Source organism: Streptomyces sp. NPDC033845 (assembly GCF_055576225.1).
Map to the genome: position 1 here is coordinate 159,924 of NZ_JBVIRI010000004.1, position 26,626 is coordinate 186,549.

The following is a 26,626-nucleotide window of genomic DNA, read 5'->3' on the forward strand; positions in this document are numbered from 1 at the left end:
CCGCCCCCTCATTACCGCCGGTAACAGTCAGGTCCGGCGCAGGATCCTAGGGGCCGTCCACCGGTCGCGGAAGGCGCAGAAGCACCCGCCCGCACTATGGCGCGAAAGCTCCCCCGGCGCCCGCCCTGTGCGAACCTGGGGTCCCCCCGTCGACGCCCCACCCGATGCAGAAGGAGCCGGTGGATGCCGAGCGAGCCGCTTTCCCAGAAGGAGATCGAGGACCGGTTGCGGGAACTCCCCGGATGGTCCTTCGAGGACGACCGGATCCTGCGCACCTACCGCCTCGGCAGTCATTTCGCGGCCAGCGCCCTGGTCTCCCACATCGCCGCGCTCCAGCAGGAGTTGGACCACCACTCCGACCTCACCCTCGGCTACGACACGGTCCGCCTGTCGGTCAACACCCACAGCGCCGGCGGCACCGTCACCACCACCGACTTCGAGCTCGCCCGGCGGGTGGAGGACATCGCCCCCGCCCACGGGGCCCGCTGATGGCCGCACTGGTCGACTACGACGCCGAGGCCGCCGTCTACGACGCCACCCGCGGCGGCGCCCCGCGCGCGGAGGCCGCCGCCCGGGCCGTCCTCGGACTGCTGCCCCCGGACACCGCCACCCTGCTGGACCTGGGCTGCGGCACCGGCATCGTCACCACCCGGCTCGCCACCCGCCCCGGGCTGCGGGTCCTCGGCCTGGACGCCTCGTACGGGATGGCCCGCACGGCCGCCGGGCGCGGGGTCCAGGTCGCCCTGGCCGCCGCGACCGCGCTCCCGCTGCCGGGCGCCCGGGTCGACGCGGTCAGCGCCGTCTGGCTGCTGCACCTGCTGCGCGAGCCGGGAGCGGTCGCGGCGGTGGTCGCCGAGGCCGCCCGGGTGCTGCGGCCCGGCGGGGTGTTCGTCACCAGCGTGGACAAGGACCGGGCGCACGACGTCGGCAGCGACATCGACGAACTGCTGGCCCCGCACCGGTGGGCCGGCGCCGCCGACGAGGCCGGCGCCGTCACCCGGTACGCCGCGGCCGCCGGACTGCGGCCGGCCGGCCGGGCCCGCTTCCGCGGCCACGGCCAGGGCCGTACCCCGAACGCGGTCGCCGCGGGCGTCCTGGCCGGCCGCTACGCCTCGCTGATCGACCCGCGGGGCGCCACGGCCCCGGCCGAACTGGCCGCCATGCTCGCCCGGTTGCCCGACCCGGACCGCCCGCGCGCCGAACCGACCTACGACCTGCGGGTGTTCGCCCGGGACCGCCCCGGCCGGGGCCCGGCCCACCAGGGACCGGCCTAGGCCGGGGGCCGGGGCGGCCTGGACTAGCCGGGGCCGAGCCGCCAGGCCTGGGAGGGGGCGTCCGTCTCCTCCCACTGGCGGGCGTACCCGGCCGGGTCCACGTCCAGCGGCAGCCCGCTGACACAGGCGACCAGCGAGAACAGCCCCGGCTGGTCCACGTGCTCCTCCAGCAGCCACTCCTGCGCGCCGAAGCCGTTGGCCTTCCACAGCTGGATCCGGGCGCCGCTCTCCGTGGACGCGCCCGCGACGTCCAGCCGCTTCCCGCTCAGCTCGTTCACGAGGTGGAAGACCGCCCCGCCCGGGTGCACCGGCACGATCCGCCACCGCTGCGCGCCCGGGGCCGCGGGCGGCCCCTCCGGCGCCACCCGGACGCGCGTACCACTGCCCGTACGGCCGCCCTCAACCTCCAGGACCAGACCGCTCTCCGCGTTGAACAGGCGGTACACGCCCGCCCGGCCCCCGTCCGCCATGCCGGACTCCCTCAGACGTCGAAGACGGCCGGGTCCGGGCCGATCCGGCGGGCCGCCGGGCCCTCGCCCAGCGAGTTCAGGGCCGCCAGGTCCTCGGCGGTCAGCTCGAACCCGAACACGTCGAGGTTCTCCCGGATCCGGGACGGGGTGACCGACTTCGGGATGGCGATGACACCCTGCTGGAGGTGCCAGCGCAGCACCACCTGGGCGGCGGTCCGGCCGTGCCGGGCGGCGACCGCCTCGACCTCGGGCAGGGTCAGCAGCTCCTTGCCCTGCCCCAGCGGGGACCAGGCCTCGGTGGCGATGCCCAGCTCCGCGTGCACCTCGCGCAGCGCGGTCTGCGGGAACAGCGGGTGCAGCTCCACCTGGTTCACCGCCGGGAGCAGCTCGCTCTCGGCGGCCAGCCGGCGCAGCTCGGCCGGGCCGAAGTTCGACACGCCGACGGCCTTGGCGCGGCCGCTCGCGGCGATCTCCTCGAAGGCCTTCCAGATGGCCAGGTAGTCCTCGCGCATCGCGCGCGGCCAGTGGATCAGGTACAGGTCCACGTGGTCCAGGCCCAGCTTCTCCAGCGAGGCGTCGAACTCCCGGAGCACGTTGTCGCGGCCCCAGGTCTCGGACGGGCCGTTCCACAGCTTGGTGGTGACGAACAGCTCCTCGCGCGGCAGGCCCGAGCCGGTGACGGCCTTGCCGGTGCCGCGCTCGTTGCCGTAGATCGAGGCGGTGTCGATGCTGCGGTAGCCGGCCTCCAGGGCGGCGCCCACCGCCTGCTCCGCCTCGTCGTCCGGCACCTGCCAGACGCCGAAGCCGAGCTGCGGCATGAGCGAACCGTTGTTGAGCGCGACGGCGGGGACGGAAGGGACGGCGGGGACGGCGGGGTCCTGAGGTGCCTGGTTCACGTGTGGTGTTTCCCTCGTGGTGCGACGTCTGGTGTGCGGTCGGACGCCCGTGCGTACGGGAATCCGGGCGTGCCGCCGTGCCGCGGTGCGGCCGTGCGGTACGACCGGCGACAACCGGGCACCGTACCGGCCTATTCCCGCCACCCGTGGGAGCCACCCGCAACACGGCGCGGCCCGCACGTCCTCCCGGGCGCGGGGCGCCCCGCGCCCGGGGCCCGGGCCCCGGCTACGCCGGGTGCCCCAGGTAGGCCTCCCGGACCCGCGGATCCGCCCGTACCTCCGCCGCCGTGCCCTCGGCCAGTACGGTCCCGAGGTCGAGCACCACCACCCGGCTGCACAGCTCCATCACGAACGCCACGTTGTGCTCGACCAGCAGCACCGCGCAACCCTCCTCCGCGGACAGCCGCCGCACCACCGCCGCCAGCTGCTCCCGCTCCGGCGCGGACATCCCCGAGGCCGGCTCGTCCAGCAGCAGCACCCTCGGCGGATCCGCCACCGCCCGGGCCAGCTCCACCATCCGGGCCCGGCCCACCGGCAGCCCGCCCGCGGGCGTCCCGGCCAGCGCGGAGAGCCCGCAGCCGGCCAGCACCTCCGTGGCCCGGTCCCGCCGCTCCCGCTCCAGCCGCCGCCGCCCGCGCAGACCGGACCCCCGCCACTCCTGGGCGACCAGCAGCTGTTCGGCCACCGTGAGCCGGCCGAACAGCTGCTGCCGCTGGAAGGTGCGGCGCATCCCGTGCCGGGCCCGCCACACCGGGGAACGGCGGGTGATGTCGACCCCGTCGAGCAGCATCCGGCCGCGGTCCGGCCGCCGGATCCCCGACAGCACGTCGAACAGGGTGGTCTTGCCCGCCCCGTTCGGCCCGATCAGCCCGCAGACCTCGCCGGGACGGACCCGGAGGGACACGTCGGCCAGGGCCCGGACCCCGCCGAAACGCACGCCGATGCCGGCCGCCTCCAGGACGTACGGCCCGTCGGCAGCGGCGGCCGCAGCCGCAGCGGCAGCCGCGGGGTCGGGGGATGTGGTGCCGGGTGTGAGGGTCATCGGGTCATCCCCAGGTAGGCCTCGGTCAGCCGGTCCGTCTCCACCTCGGCCCGCGGGCCGCACCAGGAGACCCGGCCCTGCGAGAGATAGGCGACGGTGTCGGCGATCCCGAGGATCTCGGCGGCCTTCTCCTCGACCAGCAGCAGCGCGCTGCCGGAGTCGCGGAGCTCGGTGAGCAGCCCGTACACCTCGTCCGCGATCCGCGGCGCCAGGCCCAGCGACGGCTCGTCGGCGATCAGCACCGCGGGCGGGCGCTGGAGCAGCGGGGCCAGCGCCAGCATCTGCTGCTCACCGCCGGACAGCGAACCGGCCGGCACCCCGCGGCGCCCGGCGAGCCGGGGAAAGCGGTCGTAGACGGCCGCGCGGGCCTCGGCCTCGTGGAGGTACAGGGCGAGGTTCTCCTCGATGGTCAGCGAGGGGAAGATGCCGCGTCCCTCGGGCGCGAGCAGTACGCCGGCCCGGGCGCGGCCCACCGGCCCCCGCCGGGAGGCGTCGCGCCCGGCGATCCGGACCGACCCGGCGGCGAGCCGGAGCAGCCCCGCGGCGGCCCGGCAGGCGGTGCTCTTCCCCGCCCCGTTCGGCCCGAGCACGGCGAGCACCTCCCCCCGCCGGACCCGCAGATCCACCCCGTGCAACACCAGCCCCCCGTCGTACCCGGCGGCCACCCCGCACAACTCCAACGCCACCGCCCCCGGCCCCCGGCCCCCGGCTGCCGCCGCGCCCGCCGTACGGGCAGGGCCACCCGCCCCCGCCGGGCCGTCGCCGGCCGCGGCGGGGTCCGTGCCGCTGCGCGGCTCCGCCGGCAGCCCGCCCCCGCGCGGCGCGGGCACCCCGCCCGAGCCGCCGGCCGCACCGGCACCCGCCGGGCCCGGCGGCGCCGTGGCCGCCGTGTCGGCCGTGCCACCCATGCCGGCCGGGCCGTCGCCGGCCGCCGCAGGGCCCAATTCACCGCTGCGCAGCTCCGCCCGCAGCCCGGCTCCGCCCCCGCGCGGCGCGGGCACTCCGGCTGAGCCGCCCGCCGTACCGGCCGTGCCCGCCGTACCGGCCGTGCCCGCCGTACCGGCCGTACCGGCCGTACCGGCACCCGCCCGGGCGGGCGGCGCCGTGGCCGTCGTACCGGCCGAGCCGCCGATGCCCGCCGGGCCGCCCGCGCCGGGCGCCGCCGCGCCCGCCAGGCCGCCGGGTCCCGCCGGGCCCGACGGCCCCGAGCGGGCCGCCGCCGCGTCCGCCGTACCGGCCGAGCCGTCCGGCGGACCGGCGGTCACCGGGCCGTCCGTACGGCCCGGGGCGGCCGCACCGCCCGCGCCCGGGGCCGTCGGGTTCGTGTTGCCCGCCGCCGAGGCGATGGCTCGGCGGCGGGCCAAGCGGACCGGGATGGCCGCGCAGTAGCCGTCCGGGTCGTTGGCCAGGGCCAGGCCGGCCAGGCCGAACAGGATGACGGGGAGGTGCGGGGAGTCGGTGAGGTAGTCGGAGAACAGGTGGGGGAGGACGGCGAAGACCAGGCCGGCGACGATCGCGTACTGCGGTCTGCGGACGCCCGCCGCGACCGCCACCGCCAGCCACACGAGTCCGGTCATCGCGGTGAAGTCGGTGGCGGTGATCCGGGTGTTGTACGAGGCGTAGAGGACTCCGCCGAAGCCCGCCAGCCCGGCGGAGACGGTGAACAGCAGCAATTTGGTGCGCAGGACGGACACCCCGGAGGCCATGGCGGCGGCGGGGGCCGAGCGCACGGCGAGCATGGCGCGGCCGGCCGGGGAGTTGCGCAGGGCCGTCAGGGCGGCGGTGGCGAGGACGGCCAGGACGAGCAGGGCGACGCCCAGTGCCCGGTCGTCGGAGAGGTCCAGCGGGCCGATGACCGGGCGGGGGATCGACCAGCCGGAGTCCCCGTTCCGCAGCCAGCGGAGCTGGAAGAGGACCTGGTCGGCGAGGAAGGCCAGGGCGAGGGTGGCCAGGGCCAGGGAGCGGCCGCCGAGCCGGAGGGCGGGCAGTGCGACCAGCGCGCCGAGGAGTGCGGCGGCGCAGGTGCCGACGGCGAGGGCGGCGACGAACGGCCAGCCCCGGCTCATCAGCAGTCCGGCGACGAGGGCCGCGCCGGTGACGAAGGTGGCCTGGGCCAGGGACACCATCGCGCCCAGCCCGGTGACCACGGTGAAGGACATGAACACCAGTGCCACGGCGAGCCCTTGGGCCAGCAGTCCGCTCCAGAACGGGGTGGTCACGGTGTAGAAGGAGGTGCCCAGGAGCACCGCCCCCGCCACCCACACCCCCCAGCGGCGGAGCCAGGTCGCGCCGGCGAGGTGGTCGACGGGGGCGGTGTCGGTGGCGGCGGTGCCGGCCGCCCGCTGCCGCCGGGTGAGGACGAGGAGTCCGCCGAAGAGGATCAGGAAGGGGACGGCGGTGCGGAATCCGGTGATGCCCTCGGCGAAGCCGGCGTAGCCGGCGACGAGGTTCTGCAGGACGCCCAGTCCCAGCCCGCCCGCGAAGGCCAGCGGCACGGAGGCGAACCGGCCGATGACCGCGGCGGTGGCGGAGACGAAGAGGAAGAGGGTGAAGTCGTGGGCGGACAGTCCGAGCAGCGGGGTGGCGAGGACCCCGGCCAGGCCTGCCAGCGCGGAGGCGATCATCCAGGCGAGCGCGGACAGCCGGTCCGCGTCGATCCCGCGCAGTTCGGTGAGGGAGCGGTTGTCGACGGCGGCGCGGAGCCGCAGTCCTAGCCGGGTGTGCCGGAGCAGCACCCACAGGGCCACCGCGACGGCCGCGGTGACCACCCAGGTGATCAGCTGGTCGGAGTCGATGCCGACCCCGTCGGTGAGCTGCCAGGACACGGCCGGGCTGGGTCCGACCCCGGGCAGCCCGAACTGGTTCTCGGCGGGCTGGACGGGGGCGCCGGCCTCGGCGAGGAGTTCGACCAGCCACAGGGCGGCGGCCGGCAGGGCCACCAGCAGTCCGATGGTGGCCACGATCTGCGCGGTCTCGCCGACTGCGGCCAGTTTCCGGAACATCAGCCGGTCCAGGGTCCAGCCGAGGCCGGGGGCGAGGACGCAGACCACCAGCAGGGCGGCCGGCACGGCCGGCCAGCCGAGCCCGGAGTGCAGCTCGTAGAAGGTGAGGGCGCAGACGTAGGCGGTGGCCCCGTGCGCGAAGTTGAACAGGCCGGAGGCCGAGTAGGAGAGCACCAGTCCGGTGGCGAGGAGGGCGTAGAGCGCGCCGGAGACCAGCCCGCTCAGCACGAATCCCAGCAGATCACCCATGTGCGGACCCCTGCCGTTACTTGAAGGGGATGGGCTGGTGGCATTCGAACGGTACGGAGACCTTGTACGCGCCGTCCTTCAGCTGGACGAGGGCTCCGCAGCCGAAGCTGTCCTTCTGGCCCTTGGGCAGGGCGCGGTCGCCGACCAGGGTGCCGGTGTCGCCGAACTTCTGCGCGGCGTTCTGGAAGCCGGAGACCGTCAGGTCCTTGCCGGCCTTGTCGGCGATGGACACGAACAGGTCGGCCGACATGTATCCGGTGAGCATGTGCATGTTCAGGGGGACGTCCTTTCCGCCGGCCGCGGCCTTGATGTCGGCCTTGAAGCGGTCCATGGCGGGGGAGGCGGACTCGAAGGGTTCGAACTGGAGCAGCACGTGCACCCCGTCGAGTGCCTGCTTGGTGGCGTCCTTGGCGAGCAGTCCGGGGTCGTAGTCGGTGGGGTCGGACAGCACACCCCGGTATCCGGCCCGCTTGAGGGCGGTGAACAGCCCGATGTTGTTGGGGGTCTGCATCACCGACACCACGGCGTCCGGGGCCTTGCCCCCGGCGCTGCCCATGATCTCCTTGACGTACGCGGACCAGTCGCTGGGCACGGCGGTCGCGGGCACGCTCGGTTTGGCGTACGCGACCTGGAAACCGGCGCTGGCGAAGCCCTGCTGGAAGGTGCGGATGCCGAACTTCCCGGCGTCGCTGTCGTTGGCGATGATCGCCACGGACTTGCCGGCCGCGCCGCCCAGGATGGTGGCGATGCCCTCCGGCCAGGTCTGGTTGATGGTGCCGCCGGGGCTGGGCACCAGGCAGCCGTTGAACCCGTAGATGTAGCTGGGGCCGCAGAAGGAGGGCAGGGTGCCCCAGCCGAAGGTGGGGACCTTCTCCTGCTGGAGGAAGTCGGCGCCGGAGAAGGTGACGGAGCTCATCGGGGCGACGGCGAACACCTTGTCCTGCTGGACGAGCCTGCGGGCCGCCGCCAGGTTCTTGCCGGGGTCCTGCCCGTCGTCCTGGGCGCCGATGTAGTCGATCTTCCGGCCGTGGATCCCGCCTTCGGCGTTGGCCCGGAGGTAGCGGGCCCGGGCGCCGAGGTCGGTGTCCTTCTTGCTGTAGCCGCTGCTGGTGGTCATCGAGACGATCCCGCCGACCTTGATGGAGTCGGCGGTGACGCCCCGGGTGTCGTTGCGGCCGGCGGAGTCGTCCGTGGCGGTCCCGGTGCCGGGGCCGTCGGTGGCGGCGGAGTTGCAGGCTGAGGCGGTGGCGGCGAGGGCCAGGGCGGCCAGCGTGGCGGCCAGGGTGCGGATCGGTCGCGGCATGTTCGGATACCCCTCCGGTTGCGAATTCCCGCATTCTGTGCGCGACCTGACGAACCGTCAATAATCTGAGCAGGGTGAAGTGACGGTTCGTCAGAATCGATACCGGGCAGGTGGGAGACGCCTGGACGGGCCAGCGGCCGCGGCGGTCAGTGCTGGTAGAGGGCAGCGATCTCGGCCGCGTATGCCGCTTCGATGGCCCGCCGCTTCAGCTTCAGCGAAGGGGTCAGCAGCCCCCGCTCCTCGGTGAACTGCTCGGCCAGCACCCGGAACGTCCGGATCGACTCGGCCTGCGACACCAGCGTGTTGGCCGCGACCACCGCCCGCCGCACCTCCACCGCCAGCCCCTCGTCCCGCACCAGCTCCGCGGGGGCCATCTGCGGCTGCCCGCGCATCGACAGCCAGTGCGCCACCCCGTCCGGATCCAGGGTGACCAGCGCCGCGATGTACGGCCGGTCGTTCCCCACCAGCACGCACTGCGAAACCAGCGGATGCGAGCGCACCCGGTCCTCCAGCGCGCCCGGCGACACGCTCTTGCCGTTGGAGGTCACCAGGATCTCCTTCTTCCGCCCGGTGATCGTCAGATAGCCGTCCCCGTCCAGCCGACCCAGGTCCCCGGTCGCCAGCCAGCCCCCGCGCAGCACCGCCGCCGTGGACAGCGGATCGTTGAGGTACCCGGAGAACACGTGCCCGCCGTGCAGCCACACCTCCCCGTCCTCGGCGATGTGCACCGTGCTCCCCGGGATCGGCCGCCCCACCGTCCCGTACTTGACCGCCCCCGGCGGGTTCGCGGTCGCCGCCGCGCAGGACTCCGTCAGCCCGTACCCCTCGAACACCGTGATCCCTGCCCCGTCGAAGAACAGCCCCAGCCGCCGCGACATCGCCGAACCGCCGGACATCGCGTACCGCACCCGGCCGCCCATCGCCTCGCGCACCTTCGCGTACACCAGCCGGTCGAACAGCTGGTGCTCCACCCGCAGCGCCGCCGAAGGCCCCGGCCCGGTGCCGAAGGCCCGCTGCTCGCGCGCCTCCGCGTACCGCACCGCGGTCTCCACCGCCCGGTCGAACGGACCGACCCGCCCCTCCGCCTCCGCCTTCCGCCGCGCCGAGGCGAACACCTTCTCGAAGACGTACGGCACGCCCAGCACGAAGGTCGGCCGGAACGCCGCCAGGTCCGGCAGCAGCTCGGCGGCCGCCAGCACCGGCTGGTGCCCCAGCTTGACCCGCGCCCGCACCGCCGCCACCTGCACCATCCGCCCGAACACATGCGACAGCGGCAGGAACAGCAGGGTGGACGGCCGCTCCCCGGGACCCCCCTCGAACACCGACTCCCAGCGCTTCACCATGGTGTCGGTCTCGTACATGAAGTTGCCGTGGGTCAGCACACAGCCCTTCGGCCGGCCGGTGGTCCCGGAGGTGTAGATCACCGTGGCCACCGCGTCCGGGGTGACCGCGCCCCGGTGCCGGTGCACCACCTCCTCGTCCACCGCCGCGCCGTCCTCCGTCAGCCGCTCCACCGCGCCGGTGTCCAACTGCCACAACCGGCGCAGCAGCGGCAGCCGGTCGATCACCGAGCCGACCGTCATCGCCTGGTCCTCGTTCTCCACCACACAGGCCGAGCAGCCCGAGTCCGCCAGGATCCACTGGACCTGCTCGGCCGAGGCGGTCGGATACACCGGCACCGGCTGCGCGCCGACCGCCCACAGGGCGAAGTCGAAGAGGGTCCACTCGTACCGGGTCCGCGACATGACCGCGATCCGGTCGCCGAACCGCACCCCCTGCGCCAGCAGCCCCTTCGCCAGCGCCAGCACCTGATCGCGCAGCTCGACCGAGGTCACGTCCCGCCACACCCCGCCGGCCTTCCGGCCGAGCACCACCCGGCCCGGATCCTCCCGCGCGTGCCGGAACACCACGTCCGCCAGCCCCCCGGCGGGCGCGGCGGTCACCACGGGTGGAACGCTCAACTCGCGCAAGAACTCCACTCCTCTCCGTACCGGCGCGGTGACGCTACCCGCACACCGACTCCCACCAGCCCACTTCCCGGAAAACCTCCACGAGATCCACTCAGGGGCCACGGCCCGGCGGGGGCCCGGCGCCACGGCCCGGCGGGCCCGGCCCGCCCCGGGTTATGCCGGGCGGTTCAGGCGGTGGCCGCCGGTGAGGATGGCGGTGGCCAGGGCCTCCGCGGCCGGGCCGCCCTGGGTGCCGCGGAGGAGGGCGAACTCGACCGGGCCCAGTTCCGGCAGGCCCGGCACCCGTACCAGCCCGGGCGGGATCAGTCCCCGGGTGTGGGCCATCACCCCGAGCCCGGCCCGGGCGGCAGCCGTCAGGCCGCTGAGGCTGCCGCTGGTGCAGGCGATCCGCCAGGCCCGGCCGTCCCGTTCCAGGACCTCCAGGGCCCGCGCCCGGGTGATCCCCGGCGGCGGGAACAGGATCAGCGGCACCGGCCGTTCCGGGTCCAGTCGCAGCCCCTCCGCGCCGATCCACACCATCCGGTCCCGCCACACCAGCCGCCCGCGCTCGTCGCCGGGCCCGCGCCGTTTGGCGAGTACCAGGTCCAGCCGGCCCTCGTCGAGCCGCTCGTGCAGCGTTCCGGACAGTTCCACGGACAGTTCCAGGTCGACCTCCGGATGCTGGTGCCGGAACTCCTCCAGCACCTCCGGGAGCCGGGTCAGTACGAAGTCCTCCGAGGCCCCGAACCGCAGCCGCCCGCGCAGCCGGGTCCCGGTGAAGAAGGCCGCCGCCCGCTCGTGCGCGGCCAGGATGGTCCCCGCGAAGCCGAGCAGCGCCTCCCCGTCCTCGGTCAGTTCCACACCATGGGTGTCCCGGAGGAACAGCGGACGCCCGGTCGCCTCCTCCAGCCGCCGCACGTGCTGGCTCACCGTGGACTGGCGCACCCCGAGCCGACCCGCGGCCTGGGTGAAGCTCAGGGTCTGGGCGACGGTCAGGAAGGTGCGGAGCTGGACCGGGTCGTACATGCCCCCACCGTAGCCCCACCCATCGCGAACCGTGATGACAGTCAGAACGGTGAACGGGGTTCCCGATCACCACCCGCCCCGGTGAGGATGGGGCGAACCCGTGGCGGCGGCCGACCTCCGCCCCGCGCCCGACCGAGCGAGAGCCGACCACCACCACCATGCCCCGCCCCCGGATACCGGCCCGGATCACGGCCCGGCTGCCGCTGGACCCGTACGTCCTGGCCCTCGCCGGAACCGTCGCCCTGGCCGCCCTGCTGCCCGCCGAGGGCACCGCCGCCACCGTCGCCGAGGCGGCCGCCACCGGCGCGATCGCCCTGCTCTTCTTCCTCTACGGGGCCCGGCTCTCCACCCGCGAGGCCCTGGACGGCCTGCGCCACTGGCGCCTCCACCTGACCGTGCTGGGCTGCACCTTCCTGCTGTTCCCGCTGCTCGGCCTGGCCGCCGCCGTCCTGGTCCCCGGCCTCCTCACCCAACCCCTCTACCAGGGACTGCTGTTCCTCTGTCTGGTGCCCTCCACCGTCCAGTCCTCCATCGCCTTCACCTCGATCGCCCGCGGCAACGTCCCGGCCGCGATCTGCGCCGGCTCCTTCTCCAGCCTCGCCGGGATCCTCCTCACCCCGCTCCTCGCCGCGGCCCTGATCGGCGGCGGAGCGGGCGGCTTCTCCGCCGGCTCCCTGCTGAAGATCGGCCTCCAACTGCTGCTGCCCTTCGCCCTGGGCCAGGCCCTGCGCCCCTGGGTGGGCGGCTTCCTGGTCCGCCGCAGGAAGGTCCTCGGATACGTCGACCGGGGCTCCATCCTGCTCGTGGTGTACACCGCCTTCAGCGCGGGTATGGCCGGCGGGGTCTGGGGGCTGATCAGCCCGGCCCGGCTGGCCGCCCTGGTCCTGGTGGAGGCGCTGCTGCTCACCGTGATGCTGCTGGTCACCTGGTACGGCGCCGGCCGCCTCGGTTTCGGCCGGGCCGACCGGATCGCCATCCAGTTCGCCGGCTCCAAGAAGAGCCTCGCCGCCGGACTCCCCATGGCCAGCGTCCTGTTCGGGGCACAGGCGGGCCTCGCGGTGCTGCCGCTGATGCTGTTCCACCAGATGCAGCTGATGGTCTGCGCGGTACTGGCCCGCCGCCGCGCCCAGGACCCGCCGGACCCGGACGAACGGGAGCGAACCCCCTCCCCGGGGGCCCATCGGCCCGCCCCTGCCGCTACCTTGCGGTAGTGACCTGGATACGCCCCCTCGCCGCCCACGGCCCGCGCCCCTGCACCCTGGTGGTCTGCCGCGGCTGCTGCTGCGGTACCGCCCGCAAGCACCCCGGCACCGACCACGCCGCCCAACTGGCCCGGCTGGAGGCGGCCGCGGAGTCCTCCGAGGGGCGCCTCCAGGTCCGTACCGTGGACTGTCTGGGCCCCTGCGAACAGGCCAATGTGATCGTGGTGCAGCCCACCACCGAGGCCCGCCGGCGGGGTGCCCGCGCGGCCTGGTTCGGCTGGGTGCTGGACGATTCGGCCACCGACGACATCACCGGCTGGGCCCTGGCCGGCGGCCCCGGCACCGTCCCGCTGCCGGCCGCCCTGGAACTCCACGCGGTGGCCCCGCCCGCGGACACCCCGGCGAAGAGCGGCGCCAGGAAGAGCCGGGGCGGCAAGCCGGACGCGGCGCCGGACCGCCCGGCTAGGGGGCGGGGGCGGTCGGGCCGTCGAGGGTGATGCGGTGCTCGCCCGCGTAGATGTTCATGTCCCCGCCGCGCAGGAAGCCGACCAGGGTCAGGCCCGTCTCCAGGGCCAGGTCCACGGCCAGTGAGGAGGGGGCGGAGACCGCCGCGAGCACCGGTACGCCCGCCATCACCGCCTTCTGGGCCAGCTCGAACGAGGCCCGCCCGGACACCAGCAGCACGGATCCGCGCAGCGGGAGCCGTCCCTCGCGCAGCGCCCGGCCGGCCACCTTGTCCACCGCGTTGTGCCGGCCCACGTCCTCCTTCAGGTCCAGCAGTTGGCCGTCCGCCGAGAACAGTCCCGCCGCGTGCAGCCCGCCCGTCCGGTCGAAGACCTTCTGCGCGGCCCGCAGCCGGTCCGGGAGTTCGCCCAGCAGCGCGGCGGACACCCGCACCGGGTCCTCGGCCAGGCCCTCGAACCGGGTCGCCGTCCGCACCGCGTCCAGGCTGGCCTTTCCGCACAGCCCGCAGGAGGAGCTGGTGTACACGTTCCGTTCCAGGGTGATGTCCGGCAGCTCCACCCCGTCCGCCAGCCGCACGTTGACCACGTTGTACGTGTTGGAGCCGTCCTCGGTGGCCCCCTCGCAGTAGGTGACGGCCCGCACCTCCGCCGCCGACCCCAGCACCCCTTCGCTCACCAGGAAACCGACCGCGAGCGAGAAGTCGTCCCCCGGGGTCCGCATGGTGATCGCCAGCGGGCGGCCGTTCAGCCGTATCTCCAGCGGTTCCTCCGCGACGAGCGTGTCCGGGCGTGCCCCCGCGACACCGCCCCGGATGCGCACCACGCGCCGGCGCTCGGTGACCCGTCCCATTCCGATCCGTCCGTCCCTGTGTGAAGTGCTGTCCCGTGTCCCGTTCATTGTCCTTTACGCCAGGAAGGTCCTCAGGACTCTCCAAATTCGGGTGCGGTATTCCTGTCGGGTCACCCACCCTCGTACCGGCCGGTAGCAGGCAAAGCTGGGTGATCCTGACCGCTGTACGAGGGGGACCGCACCCATGACGACCGCATCACGTGTGGTGGCGCTGGGGCACTACCAGCCCGCCCGGGTGCTGACCAACGAGGACCTCGCGGCGATCGTCGACACCGACGACGAGTGGATCCGCTCCCGCGTGGGCATCAGGACCCGCCGGATCGCCGGGCCCGAGGAGCCGGTCGACGAGCTGGCCGCCCAGGCCGCCGGAAAGGCCCTCGCGAGCGCCGGCCTCACCCCCGACGACATCGACCTGGTGCTGGTCGCCACCTCCACGGCGATCGACCGCTCCCCGAACACCGCGGCCCGGGTCGCGGCCCGCCTCGGGATGAAGGGCGCCCCGGCCGTGATGGACCTCAACGTGGTCTGCTCCGGATTCACCCACGCCCTGGCCAGCGCCGACCACTCCATCCGGGCCGGCGCCGCCACCCGCGCCCTGGTCATCGGCGCGGACAAGATGACCGGCATCACCGACTGGACCGACCGCACCACCTGCGTGCTGACCGGCGACGGCGCGGGCGCCGCCGTGGTCGAGGCCTGCCCGGCCGAGGCGGCCGGGATCGGCCCGGTGCTGTGGGGGTCGGTGCCCGAGATGGGGCACGCGGTCCGGATCGAGGGCACCCCGCCGGTGTTCGCGCAGGAGGGCCAGTCCGTCTACCGCTGGACCACCAGCCAGCTCCCGCCGCTGGCCCGCAAGGTCTGCGAGAAGTCCGGGATCGCCCCCGAGGACCTGGCCGCCGTCGTCCTCCACCAGGCGAACCTGCGGATCATCGAACCCCTCGCGGCGAAGATCGGCGCGGTGAACGCGGTGGTCGCCAAGGACGTGGTCGACTCCGGCAACACCTCCGCGGCCAGCATCCCGATGGCCCTCTCCAAGCTGGTCGAGCGCGGCGAGGTGGCCACCGGCGCCCCGGTCCTGCTGTTCGGCTTCGGCGGCAACCTCTCGTACGCGGGCCAGGTCATCAGCTGCCCGTAACGCCCCCGCACCCCGCTCCCTCGGCGAGCGGGGTGGCGGTACCCCGGGTGGGCGTCCCGGGTGGGCATTCCGGAGGCGGACGGAGGGTGCGACTTCGGGTTGAGGGATCGGGGGCCGGGTTGGTCCGGCGGACTGATGTGTCCGGACCCCGCGGAATCGGACGATGGATCCATCAAAGTCCGTGTACGCCGCGTACCGATCGACAACGGAGCAATACCGCGATGAACCCCAAATCCCTCGCCATGACCGCCGCCGGCGTCCTCGTCGCATGCGGCCTCGCCGCCCTGGTGGCCCTCCCCGCCGCGAAGGACTGGCTGGACAAGCGGCACGACCAGATGTCGGCGTACGACACGGGAGCGGAGGCCAAGAAGGACCGGATCTCGGTCCCGCGCTGGCTCCCGGACGACGCGGCCTCGGTCCGGTACTCCATGAAGACCACCGGCGGCGAACGCCTCCTCAGGGCGACCCTCCCCACCGCCGGCCTCCCCCGGGGCTGCGCCGAGGCGGCCGGGGCCGCCGCGAAGGAACCGCAGCTCAAGGCCGGCTGGTTCCCCGAGGGTGCCCGCGGCAAGGCCACCGCGCGCTGCGGCCTGTACTACGCGTACACGGACGGGAACACCCTGTACGCCTGGCAGGACAACACCGACTGGATCGAGGCCAACAGGACCGGCGCAGCGAGCTGACCACGGGAAATGTGGTCGAGGGGCACCGGGAACCTTTGCTATTGTTGTCCTTGTCGCCACGGGAAACCGGGGCCGACCACCGGTCCGGGTGGCGGAATGGCAGACGCGCTAGCTTGAGGTGCTAGTGCCCTTTATCGGGCGTGGGGGTTCAAGTCCCCCCTCGGACACCAGCTGAGACCCCACTTCGTGTGGGGTCTTCTGCGTTTCCGGGCCGGTCGGCCGGCGATGGTCAGCCGCTTGTGGTGATGGATCGTCACATGCCCAGTACGACCAGTCCGTTGCCCTCCGGTGGGAGGGGGGCGAAGGGGGCGTAGGAGTGCGGGAGGGCCAGGGCCGGGCGGGTGTCGGCCGGGTCCGGGGCGTCGAACAGGTAGGCGGTGGCCGAGGACGGGTCGCTGACCAGGTGGGGGCCGGCCGGGTCGGCCGCCGCCCGCCACGGGGTCCGGAACACCGAGCGCAGGTGCCGCAGGGCGTCCGGGCCGGTGTCCCCGCCGGGCGGTTCGTCGGGCGGGAGCGCGCCGGTGAGCAGCAGGGCCAGCAGCAGCGGGACCGTTTTGCGGCGCAGGGCCCCGGTGGCCGCCGACAGCCGGTGGGCGTGGGCGGCGGGCATGGACAGGGCCAGACAGCCGGCCTCGCCGCCGGTGGTGATCGGTACCGCCGAGCAGACGACCCCGGGGGAGTACTCCCGGAGGTCGAAGACCGGGTCCCCGGGTGCGACCGAGTCCAGGGCGGTGAACAGGGCCCGGCTGTCGGTGATGGTGCGGGGGGTCAGCCTGGCCGGTTTGTGGCGGGCCACGTGGTCGGCGCGGCCGTCGTGGTCGAGCTGGGTGAGCAGGCACTTGCCGACCGCGCTGGCGTGCGCGGCCAGCCGGAAGTCCACCCACTCGTTGACGGGCGGTGCCGCGGGCCCGTCCGCCATCTGGGTGATCCGGACCTCGCCGCCCGCGTAGCGGCTGAGGTAGACGGCGGCCCCGGCGCTGTCCCGGGCCAGGGCCAGGGTGTGCTGGAGCTGGGCGGCCAGCCCGTGCCCGCCGGGGGCGGCCAGCCGGTCGAGCGCGGGCCCGGGGGCGAACACCCCGTCCGACAGGCGGTGTGCGAACTGCTCCTCGCAGAGCATCGCCAGGATCCTGGCGAGCTCCGGCCCGGCGAGGCCCGCGTCACGGCCGAGCGGGCCGCCGGGCAGGCCCTGGGGGTGGCGGGCCAGGATCCGTACGACCTCCAGCGCGCGGTGCGCCTCGGCCGTCGGGTCGGTGGCGCCGCGGCCGACGGTGGTCCGGCGGGCGGCGGAGGTCAGGGCCGGGTGCCGGAGCGGGCCGGGGGCGTGGCGCGCCGGTGAGTGGTGCGCGGGCCCGTTGTTCCGTACGGGACCGTTCCTGCCGGGCCCACCACAGCCGCGGGTGTCCGCCGGGGCCGGGGCAGGGGCCGGGGCCGGGTCCGGAGCAGGGTCCGCTGCCGGGGCGGGGGCGGCGGGCGGGGGGAGCAGGGCGTGCACGGCCTGTGCCAGGCCGGGCCGGGGCAGCGGCACCGGTCCGAGGTCGGGGTGCTCGGTCTGGAGGACGAACCTCAGGACGGCGGCCCGGCCGAGGACCCGTGGTTCGGCCGGGGCCCGGCCGGCGGGCGGGACATAGCCGCGGTGGACCAGCTGGCGGGCCCAGATCCGGGCGTCGTGGTGCTCGCCGCGCCGGGAGTGGTCGAGGAACAGGCAGTAGGCGGCCTGGTCGTCGCCGGCGCCGGCGCTGAACTGCCACCAGAACCGGGCGCCGTCGCGGAGCCCGGCGAGGTGCAGCAGACAGCCGAAGACCCGGGCGCCGTCCGGGTCGGCGTGGCAGCCGTCGGCGAAGGAGGCCAGGGCGGTGAGCGCCTGGGGTGAGCCGACCACGGCCACGGCGGTGGCCTTGAGGTCCCGCCAGGCGCGTTCGGCGTCGGCCGGGTCGTCCCGGGCCGGGTCGCACCGGCCGGTGGCGCCGGGATCGGGGCCGGGCCCGGAGCCGCGGTCGGGGTCGGCCGGTCCGGTGGTCCACGGACAGTCGGTGGACCGGGCGGCCCGGCGGTGCAGCAGCCGGGCCTCGGCGGCGCCGAGGTCGTAGTGGGGGTAGCGGTCGCGGACGCCGGCCCGGGCGAGGAACTCGGCGAGCGAGCGGGGGCGCGGGGTGCCGTGCGCCGGGTGCCGGTCGCTCATCCGCCGGCCTCCCCGCCGCGCGCGCCGGCCGCGCCGCCGGGGCCGTCCCCGTCGGCCGGGTCCGTACCGCCGCCGGCGGTGGTGGTGTCGAGGAGTCGGGCCAGTCTGCGGTGGGCCTGGCTCAGATGGGAGCGGACGGTGGCCTCCTCCACACCCATGACGGCGGCCGCCTCCCCGGCCGTGCAGTGCAGTCCGTAGCGCAGCAGCACGGCGTCCCGCTGGCGTTCGGCCAGCCTGGCCACGGCCGAGTAGAACTGGATGGTGTCGGTCAGCACCTCGTACGGATCGACCACCGCTTCCTTGAGCGCCGCCTCGAAGGCGGTGATGTCCATGGGGGCCGGCCGCCGGTCGCGCCTGAGCTGCTGGTCGACGATGCGGTGCTTGAGCACCGTCCAGGCGTACGCCTCCAGCCGGTCCATGTGCAGCATCCGCAGCCACTCGTTCATGATCGCGTCGAACGTGGCGTCCACCGCATTCTCCGCGTCCGCGTCCGAGCCCAGCTGGAGATAGGCGAACCGCATGTACGCGGGCCGCCGGTCGCTGTGGAAGGCCCAGTACGAGAGCCGTGCGCTCGGTTCCCACTGGCTCATGGCCGTGGGCTGCTGCCGTTGCCGCCGGCTGGGCAGCCCGACGGCTCCGCCGGACTCCTCCGGTCCGCCATCGCTCATCGTTCCACCTTCCCCTCGGGGCCCGGGAGGCATCTGCCGCCAGCCTGTCAGCCGTCGGCCGCCGGGAACGGCCGTCGGGAAAAGCTGGTGACAATCCGTCCGGAGATGGTCACTCTGAGACTGGAACCGATCGGTACGGGCAGGTGATGGACCGGTGGGCGAGGACGAGGGCCCCGCGGCGGTTCGATACGATGAACCCTTCACCGCCGCTCGCTTACGGCACAACTGAAATGGAGCATCCCGGGATGGCTCGACACCTGATCACCAGCGCGCTTCCCTACATCAACGGGATCAAGCACCTGGGCAACATGGTCGGGTCGATGCTTCCCGCGGACGTGTACGCGCGGTACCTCCGCCAGCGCGGCCACGAGGTCCTCTACATCTGCGCCACCGACGAGCACGGCACCCCCGCCGAACTCGCCGCCAAGGAGGCCGGTCTCTCGGTCGCCGAGTTCTGCACCCAGGCGCACCACGCGCAGAAGGCGGTCTACGACGGCTTCGAGCTGTCCTTCGACTACTTCGGCCGCAGCTCCTCCGAGCAGAACCGCGAGATCACCCAGCACTTCGCCCGCCAGCTCCAGCAGCACGGCTTCATCGAGGAGCGGGCGATCCGGCAGGTGTACTCCCCGGTCGACGGCCGCTTCCTCCCGGACCGCTACGTCGAGGGCACCTGCCCGCACTGCGGGTACGACAAGGCCCGCGGCGACCAGTGCGAGAACTGCACCCGCGTCCTGGACCCCACCGACCTGATCGAGCCGCGTTCGGCGATCTCCGGTTCCACCGAGCTGGAGGTCCGCGAGACCAAGCACCTCTTCCTGCTCCAGTCCAAGCTGCAGCACGAGGTCGAGGAGTGGGTGTCCCGGCACGAGGAGGAGTGGCCCCAGCTGGCCTCCTCGATCGCCCGCAAGTGGCTCACCGAGGGCCTGCACGACCGCGCCATCACCCGCGATCTGGACTGGGGCGTGCCGGTGCCGGCCGACACCTGGCCCGAGCTCGCCGCCGACGGCAAGGTGTTCTACGTCTGGTTCGACGCCCCGATCGAGTACATCGGCGCCACCAAGGAGTGGGCCGACCTCGACTCCGACAACCGGGACCACGCGTCCTGGTGGTACGAGGCGGAGGACGTCCGCTACACCCAGTTCATGGCCAAGGACAACGTCCCGTTCCACACGGTGATGTTCCCCGCCACCGAACTGGGCGTCCGCGAGCCCTGGAAGATGGTCGACTACGTCAAGGCCTTCAACTGGCTGACGTACTACGGCGGGAAGTTCTCCACCTCGCAGAAGCGCGGTGTCTTCACCGACCAGGCGCTGGAGATCCTGCCGGCCGACTACTGGCGCTACTTCCTGATCGCCAACGCGCCCGAGTCGGACGACTCCTCCTTCACCTGGGAGCACTTCGCCGGCACGGTCAACAAGGACCTCGGCGGCGCCCTCGGCAACTTCGTCAACCGCGTCCTGACCTTCTCCCGCAAGAAGTTCGGCGACGAGGTCCCGGCGGGCAGCCCGGCCGGCGAGGCCGAGGCCCGCCTCGGCGAGCAGATCGCCGAACTGCTGGCCGAGTACGAGGGCCACATGGACACCCTCCAGTACCGCAAGGCCGCGGCCGCGCTGCGCGCCCTGTGGTCGGCCGGCAACGCCTACCTGGACGAGAAGGCCCCCTGGCTGGAGGTCAAGACCGACCTGGACGCCGCCGCGCTCACCCTGCGCACCGCGATGAACCTCATCCACCTCTACTCGGTGGTCTCCGAGCCCCTCATCCCGGCCTCGGCCCGCACCATGCGGTCCTCGTTCGACCTCGCCGACGACACGGCGGCCTGGGTGAGCCCGGAGCGCGCGAAGTCCCTGGACTCGGTGCCGGCCGGCACCCCCTTCACCGTGCCGCCGGTGCTGTTCGCGCGGATCACCGAAGAGGACCTGGAGGCGTACCGGGAGCGCTTCGGCGGTTCCGACGACCAGTAGCGGACACGGCCGCGGGCCGCTGTGAGACGTACGACGCGAGGGGCGCGGTCCACCGGGACCGCGCCCCTCGCGGCGTCGGCGCCCGGGGCCGGAACCGCTTGACCTCAAGCGGACTTGAGGCCGGAGGATCGGTTCACGCACCGACCGACCACGACCACCGAGTCCGCTACCGGAGGGAACCGAACCACCATGGACGCCATAGCCCGGCCCCGGCCCGACGCCCGTCCCGACCTCACCCGGCCCGGGGTGGGCCACGTCAAGGCCAGCACCTGGCGGGTCGGCGGCCCGGAACGCCAGCGGGCGGCCGTGGACGCCATCGGCGCCGCCTGGAGCTCCCGGCCCTGGCCGGCCGTCGGCCTGCTCTCGTACACCGTGCACACCGGCACGGACGGCGACACCCTGCTGCACTACTCCCAGTGGACCGACGAAGCGGCCTACGCGGAGTTCGTCCGCACCTTCCGGGACGAGCGCAACGCGGAGATCGACGCGGCGGTGCCCGGCATCGAACGGCTCGCCCTGCACGGCTACACCCCCTACCGCTCCGTCGGCCTCGATCGCGGCCCCGGCACGGAAGCGGACGGCGGCCGGGTACCCGGCTGCGTGGTCGTGGTGGAAGCCGAGTTCGACCCCTCGGTCCCGGACGCCGCGCGCACCTGGGTCGATCTGGTCCTCGACGCCCTGGCGGCCGACCCCGCGCCGGCCCCGGGCGGCATCTCGGGCAGCTTCCACCTGGGGACGGACGGCGCCCGGATGCTCAACTACGCGGAATGGGACAGCGAACGCGCACACATCGACGCCCTGGCCGCCCCGGGACCGGGCGTCGGCTCGACCACACCGGAATGGCAGAAGGTCCTCACCTTCCCGGCCCTCCGCACCAACGGCTTCCGCCGCTACCTCCCCGCCCTGAGCCTGACCCCGGCCCCCGCCTCCTAGCCGAAGTCCATCGCGGGCAGGCCGAGTTCGCCGGTCCGGCCGTGCGTTCGGGCGATCCGGTCGGCGAGTTCGGCGAGTTCGGTGAGCTGTGCCGGCGGGGGAGGGTCGCCGACCCGGGCGGTGAGCCGGTCGTACACGGCCCGGACCAGCTCCGGGCGGTGGGTGAGGACCCGCACGGCCCCCGGGCCGGTGCCGGCCTCCCGCAGGGTGAGCAGCAGCCTGACCAGCGGGTCCGCGGGCAGCGGCCGGGGCACCGGCCGTGCGGCCATGGCCGCACGGCACAGCAGGACCGTGTGGTCGTTGAGGGAGCCGACTTCCGGGTCGGCGTGCACGGTGACGGCCGGCGGCCCGGGTTCGCGGCCGTACGCGCCGTACGCGCCGTACGGGGCGGGCGCGCCGGCCGCCGGGGAGTCGGCGAGGGCGGCCACGGCGGCGGGGTCCGGCCGCAGGTGGTGCAGCCGCCAGCGCACGCGGTGGACCAGTACGGCCTCCTCGGCGAGGGCGGCCACCTCCGCGGGCACCGCGCCCGAACCGCTCCAGGCGCCCGCGGCCTCTTCCATCATCCCCGTGAACCGTCTTCCGGTGGCGGTGAGCCGGGGGGAGGCGCGCAGGATCGCGTACGCGTCGAGGGTCTGCCGGCGCCAGTACTCCAGCTGGAACCAGGCGCGCCGCAGGGTTTCGCCCTCCGCGTGCCGGGTGAGCCGGTGCCAGAAGTCCACCACGCCGAAGTAGGCGTAGACCCCGTGCAGGAACCCGGGCAGCGGGCGCGGGTCGTCGCGCCAGGGCGCGTAGTACAGCGGTCCCTCGGAGCCGTCGGAGCCGGCCTTCCCGGGCCGGTCCTCCCCGGTTCCGTCCTCCTCGTAGAGGTCGGCCGCGTCGAGGAGGGCGTTCAGTTTCAGGTGTCCGAACTCGTGCGTCAGCGTGGCGGCGAGTTCGACGGCGTCCGGCGGGCTGCTGAGGACGGCTCCGCCGAAGGAGTCGCTGCCCGAGATCGAGGTCATCACACCGCCCCGGGCGGGGGGCCGGGGCGTCAGTGCGGTGAAGGCCAGTCCCAGGGCGTCGGCCTGCCGCCGGCCGCTGTCGGCCAGCAGTCTCCCGGCCTCGCCGGCCAGCCGTTGCCAGCGGTCGGTGTCGGCGGGGCCGAGCGGGCCGGGCGGGAGCGGGCCCTCGGTCTCGCGGTAGGGGTCCAGGTCGTCCAGATGGAAGCCCAGCCCGCCCTCGGCCGTCGAGGTGGAGACGTAGTGCAGGGGGATCCACCCGGGTGCCGGGGTCGCCCGCGAGCGGGGGACCCGCACGGTGGTCCGTCCGCATCTGATCTCGGCCCCGTCCCGCGAGGCCACGATCCGGGCCGTGGCGCTCCCGCCGGTCCGCAGGTCCGCGGCGCCCAGGGAGGGCAGCACGGCGAAGCCTTCCCGGACCGGCAGCGGGAGGTCGAAGGCGAGCGGGGTGCCGAGGGCGGCAGCGGCGGCGACGGCGTACAGCTGGAGCAGGTCGGGGTCCGGGCCGGGACCGTGGTCGGGGCTCCGGTCCAGGGCGCGGAGCGCATGGCCCAGCCAGCGGCCCACCGCCGGGTAGAGCAGCACCGAGTCGACGGCGGGCCCGCTGTACGTGTCGACCCGCGCGAGGAGCCGGCGCACCTCGGCCGCCGTCCGGCGGATGTCCGTGGCCTTCGTGCCCTCCGGTGCGTCCGGGCCGTCCGGGGAGCCGTTCCCGGGGAGTTCCGCCAGGCGCAGGACCTCGCCCAGGGCCAGCAGCCGGGCGCCCCGCTGCCTGCTCCTCAGCCGCCCCACCAGGGGCCGGTCCTCGCCTCCGGTGGCCAGGGCGCGGAGGACCGCGTCGCTCGGGAAGCCGGGCTGTGCCCAGAGCGGTGGCGGGGCCCCGGTGCCTCCGGTCGGGCGGTAGGTGGGGGCCGGTGTTCCCGCGCCCCCGACCTGCCGGTCGCCGCTGGAGTACCCGCCGCCGAGCGGGTTGCCGCCGCCCCGGCTCAGTCGGGGGCGGCGCATCCGGGACAGGACCCGGGCCGTTTCCGGGTGCCCGCCGTCCGGTCCGGGGGACAGGGCGTCCGCCAGGGTGATCGCGGACAGGTCCGGGGCGGGTGACCGCCCTTCCGTTCCGTCCTGTTCGTCGGTCAACGTCACTCCTCCGTCCTCCGGTGCGCCTCCTGGCGCGTCGCCGGGTGCGTCGGCGAGCAACCGGGCGAGGTTGCGGGCGGCGGTCCGCACATCGGGATGGTCCTCGCCGAGCCGTCGGCGGCCGGCGTCCAAGGCGGCGCGGAAGTGCTCGGCGGCCAGATCGGTGCGGCCCAGCAGGTGCCAGACCGTGGCGAGTTCGTGCCGGGCGGCGATCACACAGGGATGATCGGGCCCCAGCCGGGGTTCGCCGGTCCGCCAGATGTCCTCGAACTCCTCCCCGGCCCGTTCCAGCCGGACGGGATCCTCCTCGTGGTCCCTGAGGATGCGGGCGCGTTCGTGGCGGGCCAGCAGGACGTGCGGGTGGTCGGGGGCGAGCATGCCGAGGTAGGCGGCCAGGGCGTTCTCGGCCGCCTCCGCCGCCTCCTCGGGGTGGCCGGCGGCGCGCAGGGCCCGCGCGAGGGTGATCTCCACGGCCGGGGTGTCCAGATCGTCCGGGAGCCGCAGGGCCCTGATCCGGTCGACGACATCGCGGAGTTCGGCGGCCGCCGCCGTGTGGCGGCCGCGCTTGTGCGCCAGCACGGCCAGGTCGTAGCGGATGCGGAGGATCCCGATCGGGGCGGTCCGGGGATCGGCCCGGCGCAGGGCCAGCGCCTCGATCAGTTGGCGCTCCGCCTCCTCGTAGCGCGCCAGGTCGCGCAGCACCCGCGCCCGGCCGGTCCGCACCGACTGGAGGTGGACGTGGCCGGCGGGCAGACCGGCGGCCGCCGCCCGGGCCACCTCCGCGTAGAGCCGGTCGGCATCCGCGAGATCGCCGCTCTCGCGCAGCGCCCAGGCGCGCTGGAGCTGTGCACCGACCGTCTCGGGGTGTCCGTCGCCGAGGAACCGGCCACGGAGGGAGCAGGCGGGGCCGAGTTCGGCGACGGCTTCGCCGTACATCCCCACGTGGTTGTGGAACTCGGCTGCTCCGACGACGGGTTCGGTGGCCTCGGTCACCAGCCGGGGGCTCGGTGTGCGGCCCGGTCGGTCCGCGCAGGCCGACAGCAGGACGAGGGCGGCGCCGCAGTGCGGGGCGATGGAATGCCAGCGCGGCCAGTGCGCGGGGTCGGTCGGCTGGAGGGGACGGGTGGTCCGCAGCAGCAGGGCCGTGACCAGCCGGAGCAGTCGCGGTGCCCTGGTGGTGTAGTCGGGGTGGGTGCGGCAGGCTGCCCGCACCATGGGATGGATGGTGAGCCGCCGCCCGGCGGCCGGGCCGCCCGACCCGGTGTCGTCGCGGGTGACCTCGACGGTGACGAGTTTCAGTCCGGCCAGACCGTTCAGCGCGTCCTGGAGGTGCTCGGGATCCGGTCGTCCGAAGAGCTTGCTGCGGGCGAGCAGCCCCGGATCCAGGAGGTCCAGATAGGGCAGCGGGGCCGGTCCGAACGCGCACAGCAGCCGCAGCAGCGGCCGGGCCGGCGCGATGCCCTGCCGTTGGAGGTGGTCCAGGGAGAGTTCCCAGGTGCTGGCCAGGGTGCGGCGGGTCCGTTCGCGCGGGTCGAGGTCGGTGTCCGGGTCGGTGGTCATGTCGGCGAGGCGGGCGTCGAGGCTCTCCCGGTAGCCGGTGAAGGTGTCCGGCACCGAGGGTGTCGGCCAGCCGCTCTCCAGGGCGCGGGCCAGATAGGAGCCCGCGAGGTCCAGGGCGAGCGGCAACCCGCCGAGATGCTCGGCCAGTTCGGCGGCCTCCCGTTCCCGGTCCCCCTCGGTGCTGCCCGCCCCGGGAGCCAGGTCGCAGAGCACCCGGGCGCCGTCGGGCCCGGACAGCAGGCCGACTTCCCTCATACGGACCCAGTCGCCCCAGCGGCTGCCGCGCGACTCCCGGCTGGTGACCAGGACCCGTCCCCAGGGGCGGGCCGGTTCGCGCAGCCAGCCGGTGCCCCGGGAGGCCGGGGCGTGGTGGGCGGCCAGGTCGGCGGGATCGTCGACGTTGTCCAGGACCAGCAGCCAGGGGATGGTGAGCGCGTCGAGGTGGTTCCACAGCACGTCCGCCGGATGGGAGCCGGTGAAGTCGGTCAGCCGGGCACCGGCGGCGAGGGCCACCGACCGCAGGGCGGCGGACAGTTCGCCGCTGTCCGCCCCCGACACCCACCACACCCTGGTCGAGGTCGCGGCCACCCGGTGGGCGGCCTCCAGGGCGACCGTGGTCTTGCCGCAGCCGCCCATGCCGGACAGCAGCCAGACCCGGGAGGTGCCGGGAGCCTCCGGGCCGCCCGCCCCCGCCGGCCCGTCAAGGGGGTCCCCGGTGTGCCGGGTCAGACCGGCGGTCAGCTCGGCGACCAGCCCGTCCCGCCCCCGCAGCCGGTCCGCCGGGACCCGCCGCCGGGGGAGCGCCAGCGGGGCGATGGCCTCGGCGGGCGGCGGCCAGGCCGGGTCGGGGCCGGTGCCCCACGGGGCCGGCGGGTGGTTCACGACGACCTGGGCTCCGGCTCCCATGGAACCGATGGCGATGCTGTGCCCGTCGGCGCCCACGGACGGCCGTACCTCCCGGTCAGGGGGGTACGGCGGTGCGCCGGGCGGTGCGTGCGGGGCGGTCTGTGGGCTCGGTGTGCTCGGTGATCTCGGTGGGCTCGGTGCTGCCGATCCGGTCAGCCCCGGGGCGGATTCGGCGGGGGAGGGGGGAGGATCCGGGCGCCTCCGTTGATCGTGCCGGCGGCGATGGAGCCGTTGTCGGCGCGGATGCCGCCCAGGTCGCCGCCGACGGCCAGACCACCGCGTCCGGCCGTGACCGGGGCGGCCCGTGGCGGGGCCGGGGGCGGTGGCGCGTGGGCGGCCAGCAGCTCCGTCAACTCTGCTGCGGCGGCGGGTTGTTCGGCTGGTGGGAGGTCCTCCAGCCGGTCCTCGATACGGGTCGTCCAGCGGGCCGTCTGCTCGCTGCGGGCCGCCTCGGCCTCGGCTGAGGCTTCGGCACCGGCCTCGGCTCCGGCGGTCAGGGCGGCCTCCAGTTCCGCGGCCATCCGGTCCAGCCGGTCCAGGGCCGCCCGTTCGCGGCCGTCGTCCCCGCGGCCGAACCACCGGGCGAACGCCTGCCGCAGGCCGTCCCCCGTGTGCGTACCGGCGGCGGACACCAGGGCCGCCGCGCCCCTCGCGGCCAGACCCGACAACTGCTCCCGCATCGTGGCGCCCCCTCCCGAAGCCCGGCGATCCCGCCTCCACGGTAGACGGCGGTCGGCGACGG

General features: G+C 74.7%; 19 protein-coding genes, 1 tRNA gene and 1 pseudogene. 9 read left to right on the top strand and 12 right to left on the bottom strand.

Annotated elements, in window-relative coordinates:
* Window positions 1-183 precede the first annotated feature (183 nt).
* Together ACZ50K_RS10545 and ACZ50K_RS10550 are read left to right on the top strand one after the other, a co-directional pair.
* The gene (locus ACZ50K_RS10545; RefSeq protein WP_468900295.1) at window positions 184-489 is read left to right on the top strand and encodes a 4a-hydroxytetrahydrobiopterin dehydratase; all 306 of its coding nucleotides are present in this window, start codon (window positions 184-186) and stop codon (window positions 487-489) included.
* 8 nt (window positions 490-497) lie between these two features.
* Window positions 498-1,274, top strand: a complete 777-nt coding sequence (locus ACZ50K_RS10550) for a methyltransferase domain-containing protein (RefSeq protein WP_468901154.1) — start codon at window positions 498-500, stop codon at window positions 1,272-1,274.
* A gap of 23 nt (window positions 1,275-1,297) precedes the next feature.
* On the opposite strand, the gene ACZ50K_RS10555 is transcribed toward ACZ50K_RS10550, so the two are convergent.
* From ACZ50K_RS10555 to ACZ50K_RS10585, 7 genes are all read right to left on the bottom strand, one after another.
* On the bottom strand, window positions 1,298-1,744 hold the full coding sequence (locus tag ACZ50K_RS10555) for an RICIN domain-containing protein (protein WP_468900298.1): 447 nt from the start codon (window positions 1,742-1,744) through the stop codon (window positions 1,298-1,300).
* An 11-nt stretch (window positions 1,745-1,755) separates the two neighbouring features.
* Complete coding sequence (locus ACZ50K_RS10560) at window positions 1,756-2,562, bottom strand: aldo/keto reductase (RefSeq protein ID WP_468901157.1); 807 nt, start codon at window positions 2,560-2,562, stop codon at window positions 1,756-1,758.
* A gap of 304 nt (window positions 2,563-2,866) precedes the next feature.
* On the bottom strand, window positions 2,867-3,682 hold the full coding sequence (locus tag ACZ50K_RS10565) for an ABC transporter ATP-binding protein (RefSeq protein WP_468900301.1): 816 nt from the start codon (window positions 3,680-3,682) through the stop codon (window positions 2,867-2,869).
* Window positions 3,679-6,933 (bottom strand): ABC transporter permease subunit, encoded by a 3,255-nt coding sequence (locus ACZ50K_RS10570; RefSeq protein WP_468900304.1) that lies wholly within the window; start codon window positions 6,931-6,933, stop codon window positions 3,679-3,681. Before ACZ50K_RS10570 ends, ACZ50K_RS10565 begins: the two co-directional genes overlap by 4 nt.
* A gap of 16 nt (window positions 6,934-6,949) precedes the next feature.
* Window positions 6,950-8,236, bottom strand: coding sequence for an ABC transporter substrate-binding protein (locus ACZ50K_RS10575; protein WP_468900306.1), 1,287 nt, complete (start codon window positions 8,234-8,236; stop codon window positions 6,950-6,952).
* Window positions 8,237-8,382: 146 nt separating this feature from the next.
* On the bottom strand, window positions 8,383-10,206 hold the full coding sequence (locus ACZ50K_RS10580) for an AMP-dependent synthetase/ligase (protein ID WP_468900309.1): 1,824 nt from the start codon (window positions 10,204-10,206) through the stop codon (window positions 8,383-8,385).
* Between the two features lie 153 nt (window positions 10,207-10,359).
* A complete protein-coding gene (locus tag ACZ50K_RS10585) occupies window positions 10,360-11,211 on the bottom strand; it encodes a LysR family transcriptional regulator (RefSeq protein WP_468900312.1) in 852 nt (283 codons plus the stop codon).
* 158 nt (window positions 11,212-11,369) lie between these two features.
* Between ACZ50K_RS10585 and ACZ50K_RS10590 the strand changes: the two genes are divergently transcribed.
* The gene (locus tag ACZ50K_RS10590) at window positions 11,370-12,422 is read left to right on the top strand and encodes a bile acid:sodium symporter family protein (protein ID WP_468900315.1); all 1,053 of its coding nucleotides are present in this window, start codon (window positions 11,370-11,372) and stop codon (window positions 12,420-12,422) included.
* A complete protein-coding gene (locus ACZ50K_RS10595) occupies window positions 12,422-12,910 on the top strand; it encodes a (2Fe-2S) ferredoxin domain-containing protein (protein ID WP_468900318.1) in 489 nt (162 codons plus the stop codon). Before ACZ50K_RS10590 ends, ACZ50K_RS10595 begins: the two co-directional genes overlap by 1 nt.
* On the opposite strand, the gene fdhD is transcribed toward ACZ50K_RS10595, so the two are convergent.
* Window positions 12,876-13,727 (bottom strand): formate dehydrogenase accessory sulfurtransferase FdhD, encoded by an 852-nt coding sequence (fdhD, locus tag ACZ50K_RS10600; RefSeq protein ID WP_468900321.1) that lies wholly within the window; start codon window positions 13,725-13,727, stop codon window positions 12,876-12,878. The two genes, ACZ50K_RS10595 and fdhD, sit on opposite strands and share 35 nt — an antisense overlap.
* A gap of 184 nt (window positions 13,728-13,911) precedes the next feature.
* Here fdhD and ACZ50K_RS10605 point away from each other — a divergent pair, with 184 nt between their 5' ends.
* The 3 genes from ACZ50K_RS10605 to ACZ50K_RS10615 all read left to right on the top strand — a co-directional run bounded on the left by ACZ50K_RS10605 (window position 13,912) and on the right by ACZ50K_RS10615 (window position 15,715).
* Window positions 13,912-14,862 (top strand): beta-ketoacyl-ACP synthase III, encoded by a 951-nt coding sequence (locus tag ACZ50K_RS10605; RefSeq protein ID WP_468900324.1) that lies wholly within the window; start codon window positions 13,912-13,914, stop codon window positions 14,860-14,862.
* Between the two features lie 221 nt (window positions 14,863-15,083).
* On the top strand, window positions 15,084-15,545 hold the full coding sequence (locus ACZ50K_RS10610) for a hypothetical protein (RefSeq protein ID WP_468900327.1): 462 nt from the start codon (window positions 15,084-15,086) through the stop codon (window positions 15,543-15,545).
* 82 nt (window positions 15,546-15,627) lie between these two features.
* A tRNA-Leu gene (locus ACZ50K_RS10615) sits at window positions 15,628-15,715 on the top strand.
* 353 nt (window positions 15,716-16,068) lie between these two features.
* Here the strand turns inward: ACZ50K_RS10615 and ACZ50K_RS10620 are convergent.
* Both ACZ50K_RS10620 and ACZ50K_RS10625 read right to left on the bottom strand, forming a co-directional pair.
* Window positions 16,069-16,839: pseudogene (locus ACZ50K_RS10620) on the bottom strand (IclR family transcriptional regulator); the annotation flags it as partial.
* An 881-nt stretch (window positions 16,840-17,720) separates the two neighbouring features.
* Complete coding sequence (locus tag ACZ50K_RS10625) at window positions 17,721-18,392, bottom strand: RNA polymerase sigma factor (RefSeq protein WP_468900330.1); 672 nt, start codon at window positions 18,390-18,392, stop codon at window positions 17,721-17,723.
* A gap of 245 nt (window positions 18,393-18,637) precedes the next feature.
* Here ACZ50K_RS10625 and metG point away from each other — a divergent pair, with 245 nt between their 5' ends.
* On the top strand, window positions 18,638-20,353 hold the full coding sequence (metG, locus tag ACZ50K_RS10630) for a methionine--tRNA ligase (protein WP_468900332.1): 1,716 nt from the start codon (window positions 18,638-18,640) through the stop codon (window positions 20,351-20,353).
* A 189-nt stretch (window positions 20,354-20,542) separates the two neighbouring features.
* Window positions 20,543-21,286, top strand: a complete 744-nt coding sequence (locus ACZ50K_RS10635) for an antibiotic biosynthesis monooxygenase (protein WP_468900335.1) — start codon at window positions 20,543-20,545, stop codon at window positions 21,284-21,286.
* On the opposite strand, the gene ACZ50K_RS10640 is transcribed toward ACZ50K_RS10635, so the two are convergent.
* Both ACZ50K_RS10640 and ACZ50K_RS10645 read right to left on the bottom strand, forming a co-directional pair.
* Window positions 21,283-25,920: an aKG-HExxH-type peptide beta-hydroxylase gene (locus ACZ50K_RS10640; RefSeq protein WP_468900338.1), complete on the bottom strand. Its 4,638-nt coding sequence runs from the start codon at window positions 25,918-25,920 to the stop codon at window positions 21,283-21,285. The two genes, ACZ50K_RS10635 and ACZ50K_RS10640, sit on opposite strands and share 4 nt — an antisense overlap.
* Window positions 25,921-26,036: 116 nt before the next feature.
* Window positions 26,037-26,564 carry a hypothetical protein gene (locus tag ACZ50K_RS10645; protein WP_468900341.1) on the bottom strand — a complete coding sequence of 176 codons (528 nt, stop codon included), beginning with the start codon at window positions 26,562-26,564 and terminating at the stop codon, window positions 26,037-26,039.
* Window positions 26,565-26,626 lie beyond the last annotated feature (62 nt).

Coding starts and splice junctions, on each gene's coding strand:
- ACZ50K_RS10645 (WP_468900341.1), bottom strand. CDS start 26,564: ATGCGGGAGCAGTTGTCGGGTCTGGCCGCGAGGGGCGCGGCGGCCCTG.
- ACZ50K_RS10560 (WP_468901157.1), bottom strand. CDS start 2,562: ATGCCGCAGCTCGGCTTCGGCGTCTGGCAGGTGCCGGACGACGAGGCG.
- ACZ50K_RS10555 (WP_468900298.1), bottom strand. CDS start 1,744: ATGGCGGACGGGGGCCGGGCGGGCGTGTACCGCCTGTTCAACGCGGAG.
- ACZ50K_RS10575 (WP_468900306.1), bottom strand. CDS start 8,236: ATGCCGCGACCGATCCGCACCCTGGCCGCCACGCTGGCCGCCCTGGCC.
- ACZ50K_RS10590 (WP_468900315.1), top strand. CDS start 11,370: ATGCCCCGCCCCCGGATACCGGCCCGGATCACGGCCCGGCTGCCGCTG.
- fdhD (WP_468900321.1), bottom strand. CDS start 13,727: ATGGGACGGGTCACCGAGCGCCGGCGCGTGGTGCGCATCCGGGGCGGT.
- ACZ50K_RS10610 (WP_468900327.1), top strand. CDS start 15,084: ATGAACCCCAAATCCCTCGCCATGACCGCCGCCGGCGTCCTCGTCGCA.
- ACZ50K_RS10570 (WP_468900304.1), bottom strand. CDS start 6,933: ATGGGTGATCTGCTGGGATTCGTGCTGAGCGGGCTGGTCTCCGGCGCG.
- ACZ50K_RS10585 (WP_468900312.1), bottom strand. CDS start 11,211: ATGTACGACCCGGTCCAGCTCCGCACCTTCCTGACCGTCGCCCAGACC.
- ACZ50K_RS10635 (WP_468900335.1), top strand. CDS start 20,543: ATGGACGCCATAGCCCGGCCCCGGCCCGACGCCCGTCCCGACCTCACC.
- ACZ50K_RS10605 (WP_468900324.1), top strand. CDS start 13,912: ATGACGACCGCATCACGTGTGGTGGCGCTGGGGCACTACCAGCCCGCC.
- ACZ50K_RS10545 (WP_468900295.1), top strand. CDS start 184: ATGCCGAGCGAGCCGCTTTCCCAGAAGGAGATCGAGGACCGGTTGCGG.
- ACZ50K_RS10565 (WP_468900301.1), bottom strand. CDS start 3,682: ATGACCCTCACACCCGGCACCACATCCCCCGACCCCGCGGCTGCCGCT.
- ACZ50K_RS10625 (WP_468900330.1), bottom strand. CDS start 18,392: ATGAGCGATGGCGGACCGGAGGAGTCCGGCGGAGCCGTCGGGCTGCCC.
- metG (WP_468900332.1), top strand. CDS start 18,638: ATGGCTCGACACCTGATCACCAGCGCGCTTCCCTACATCAACGGGATC.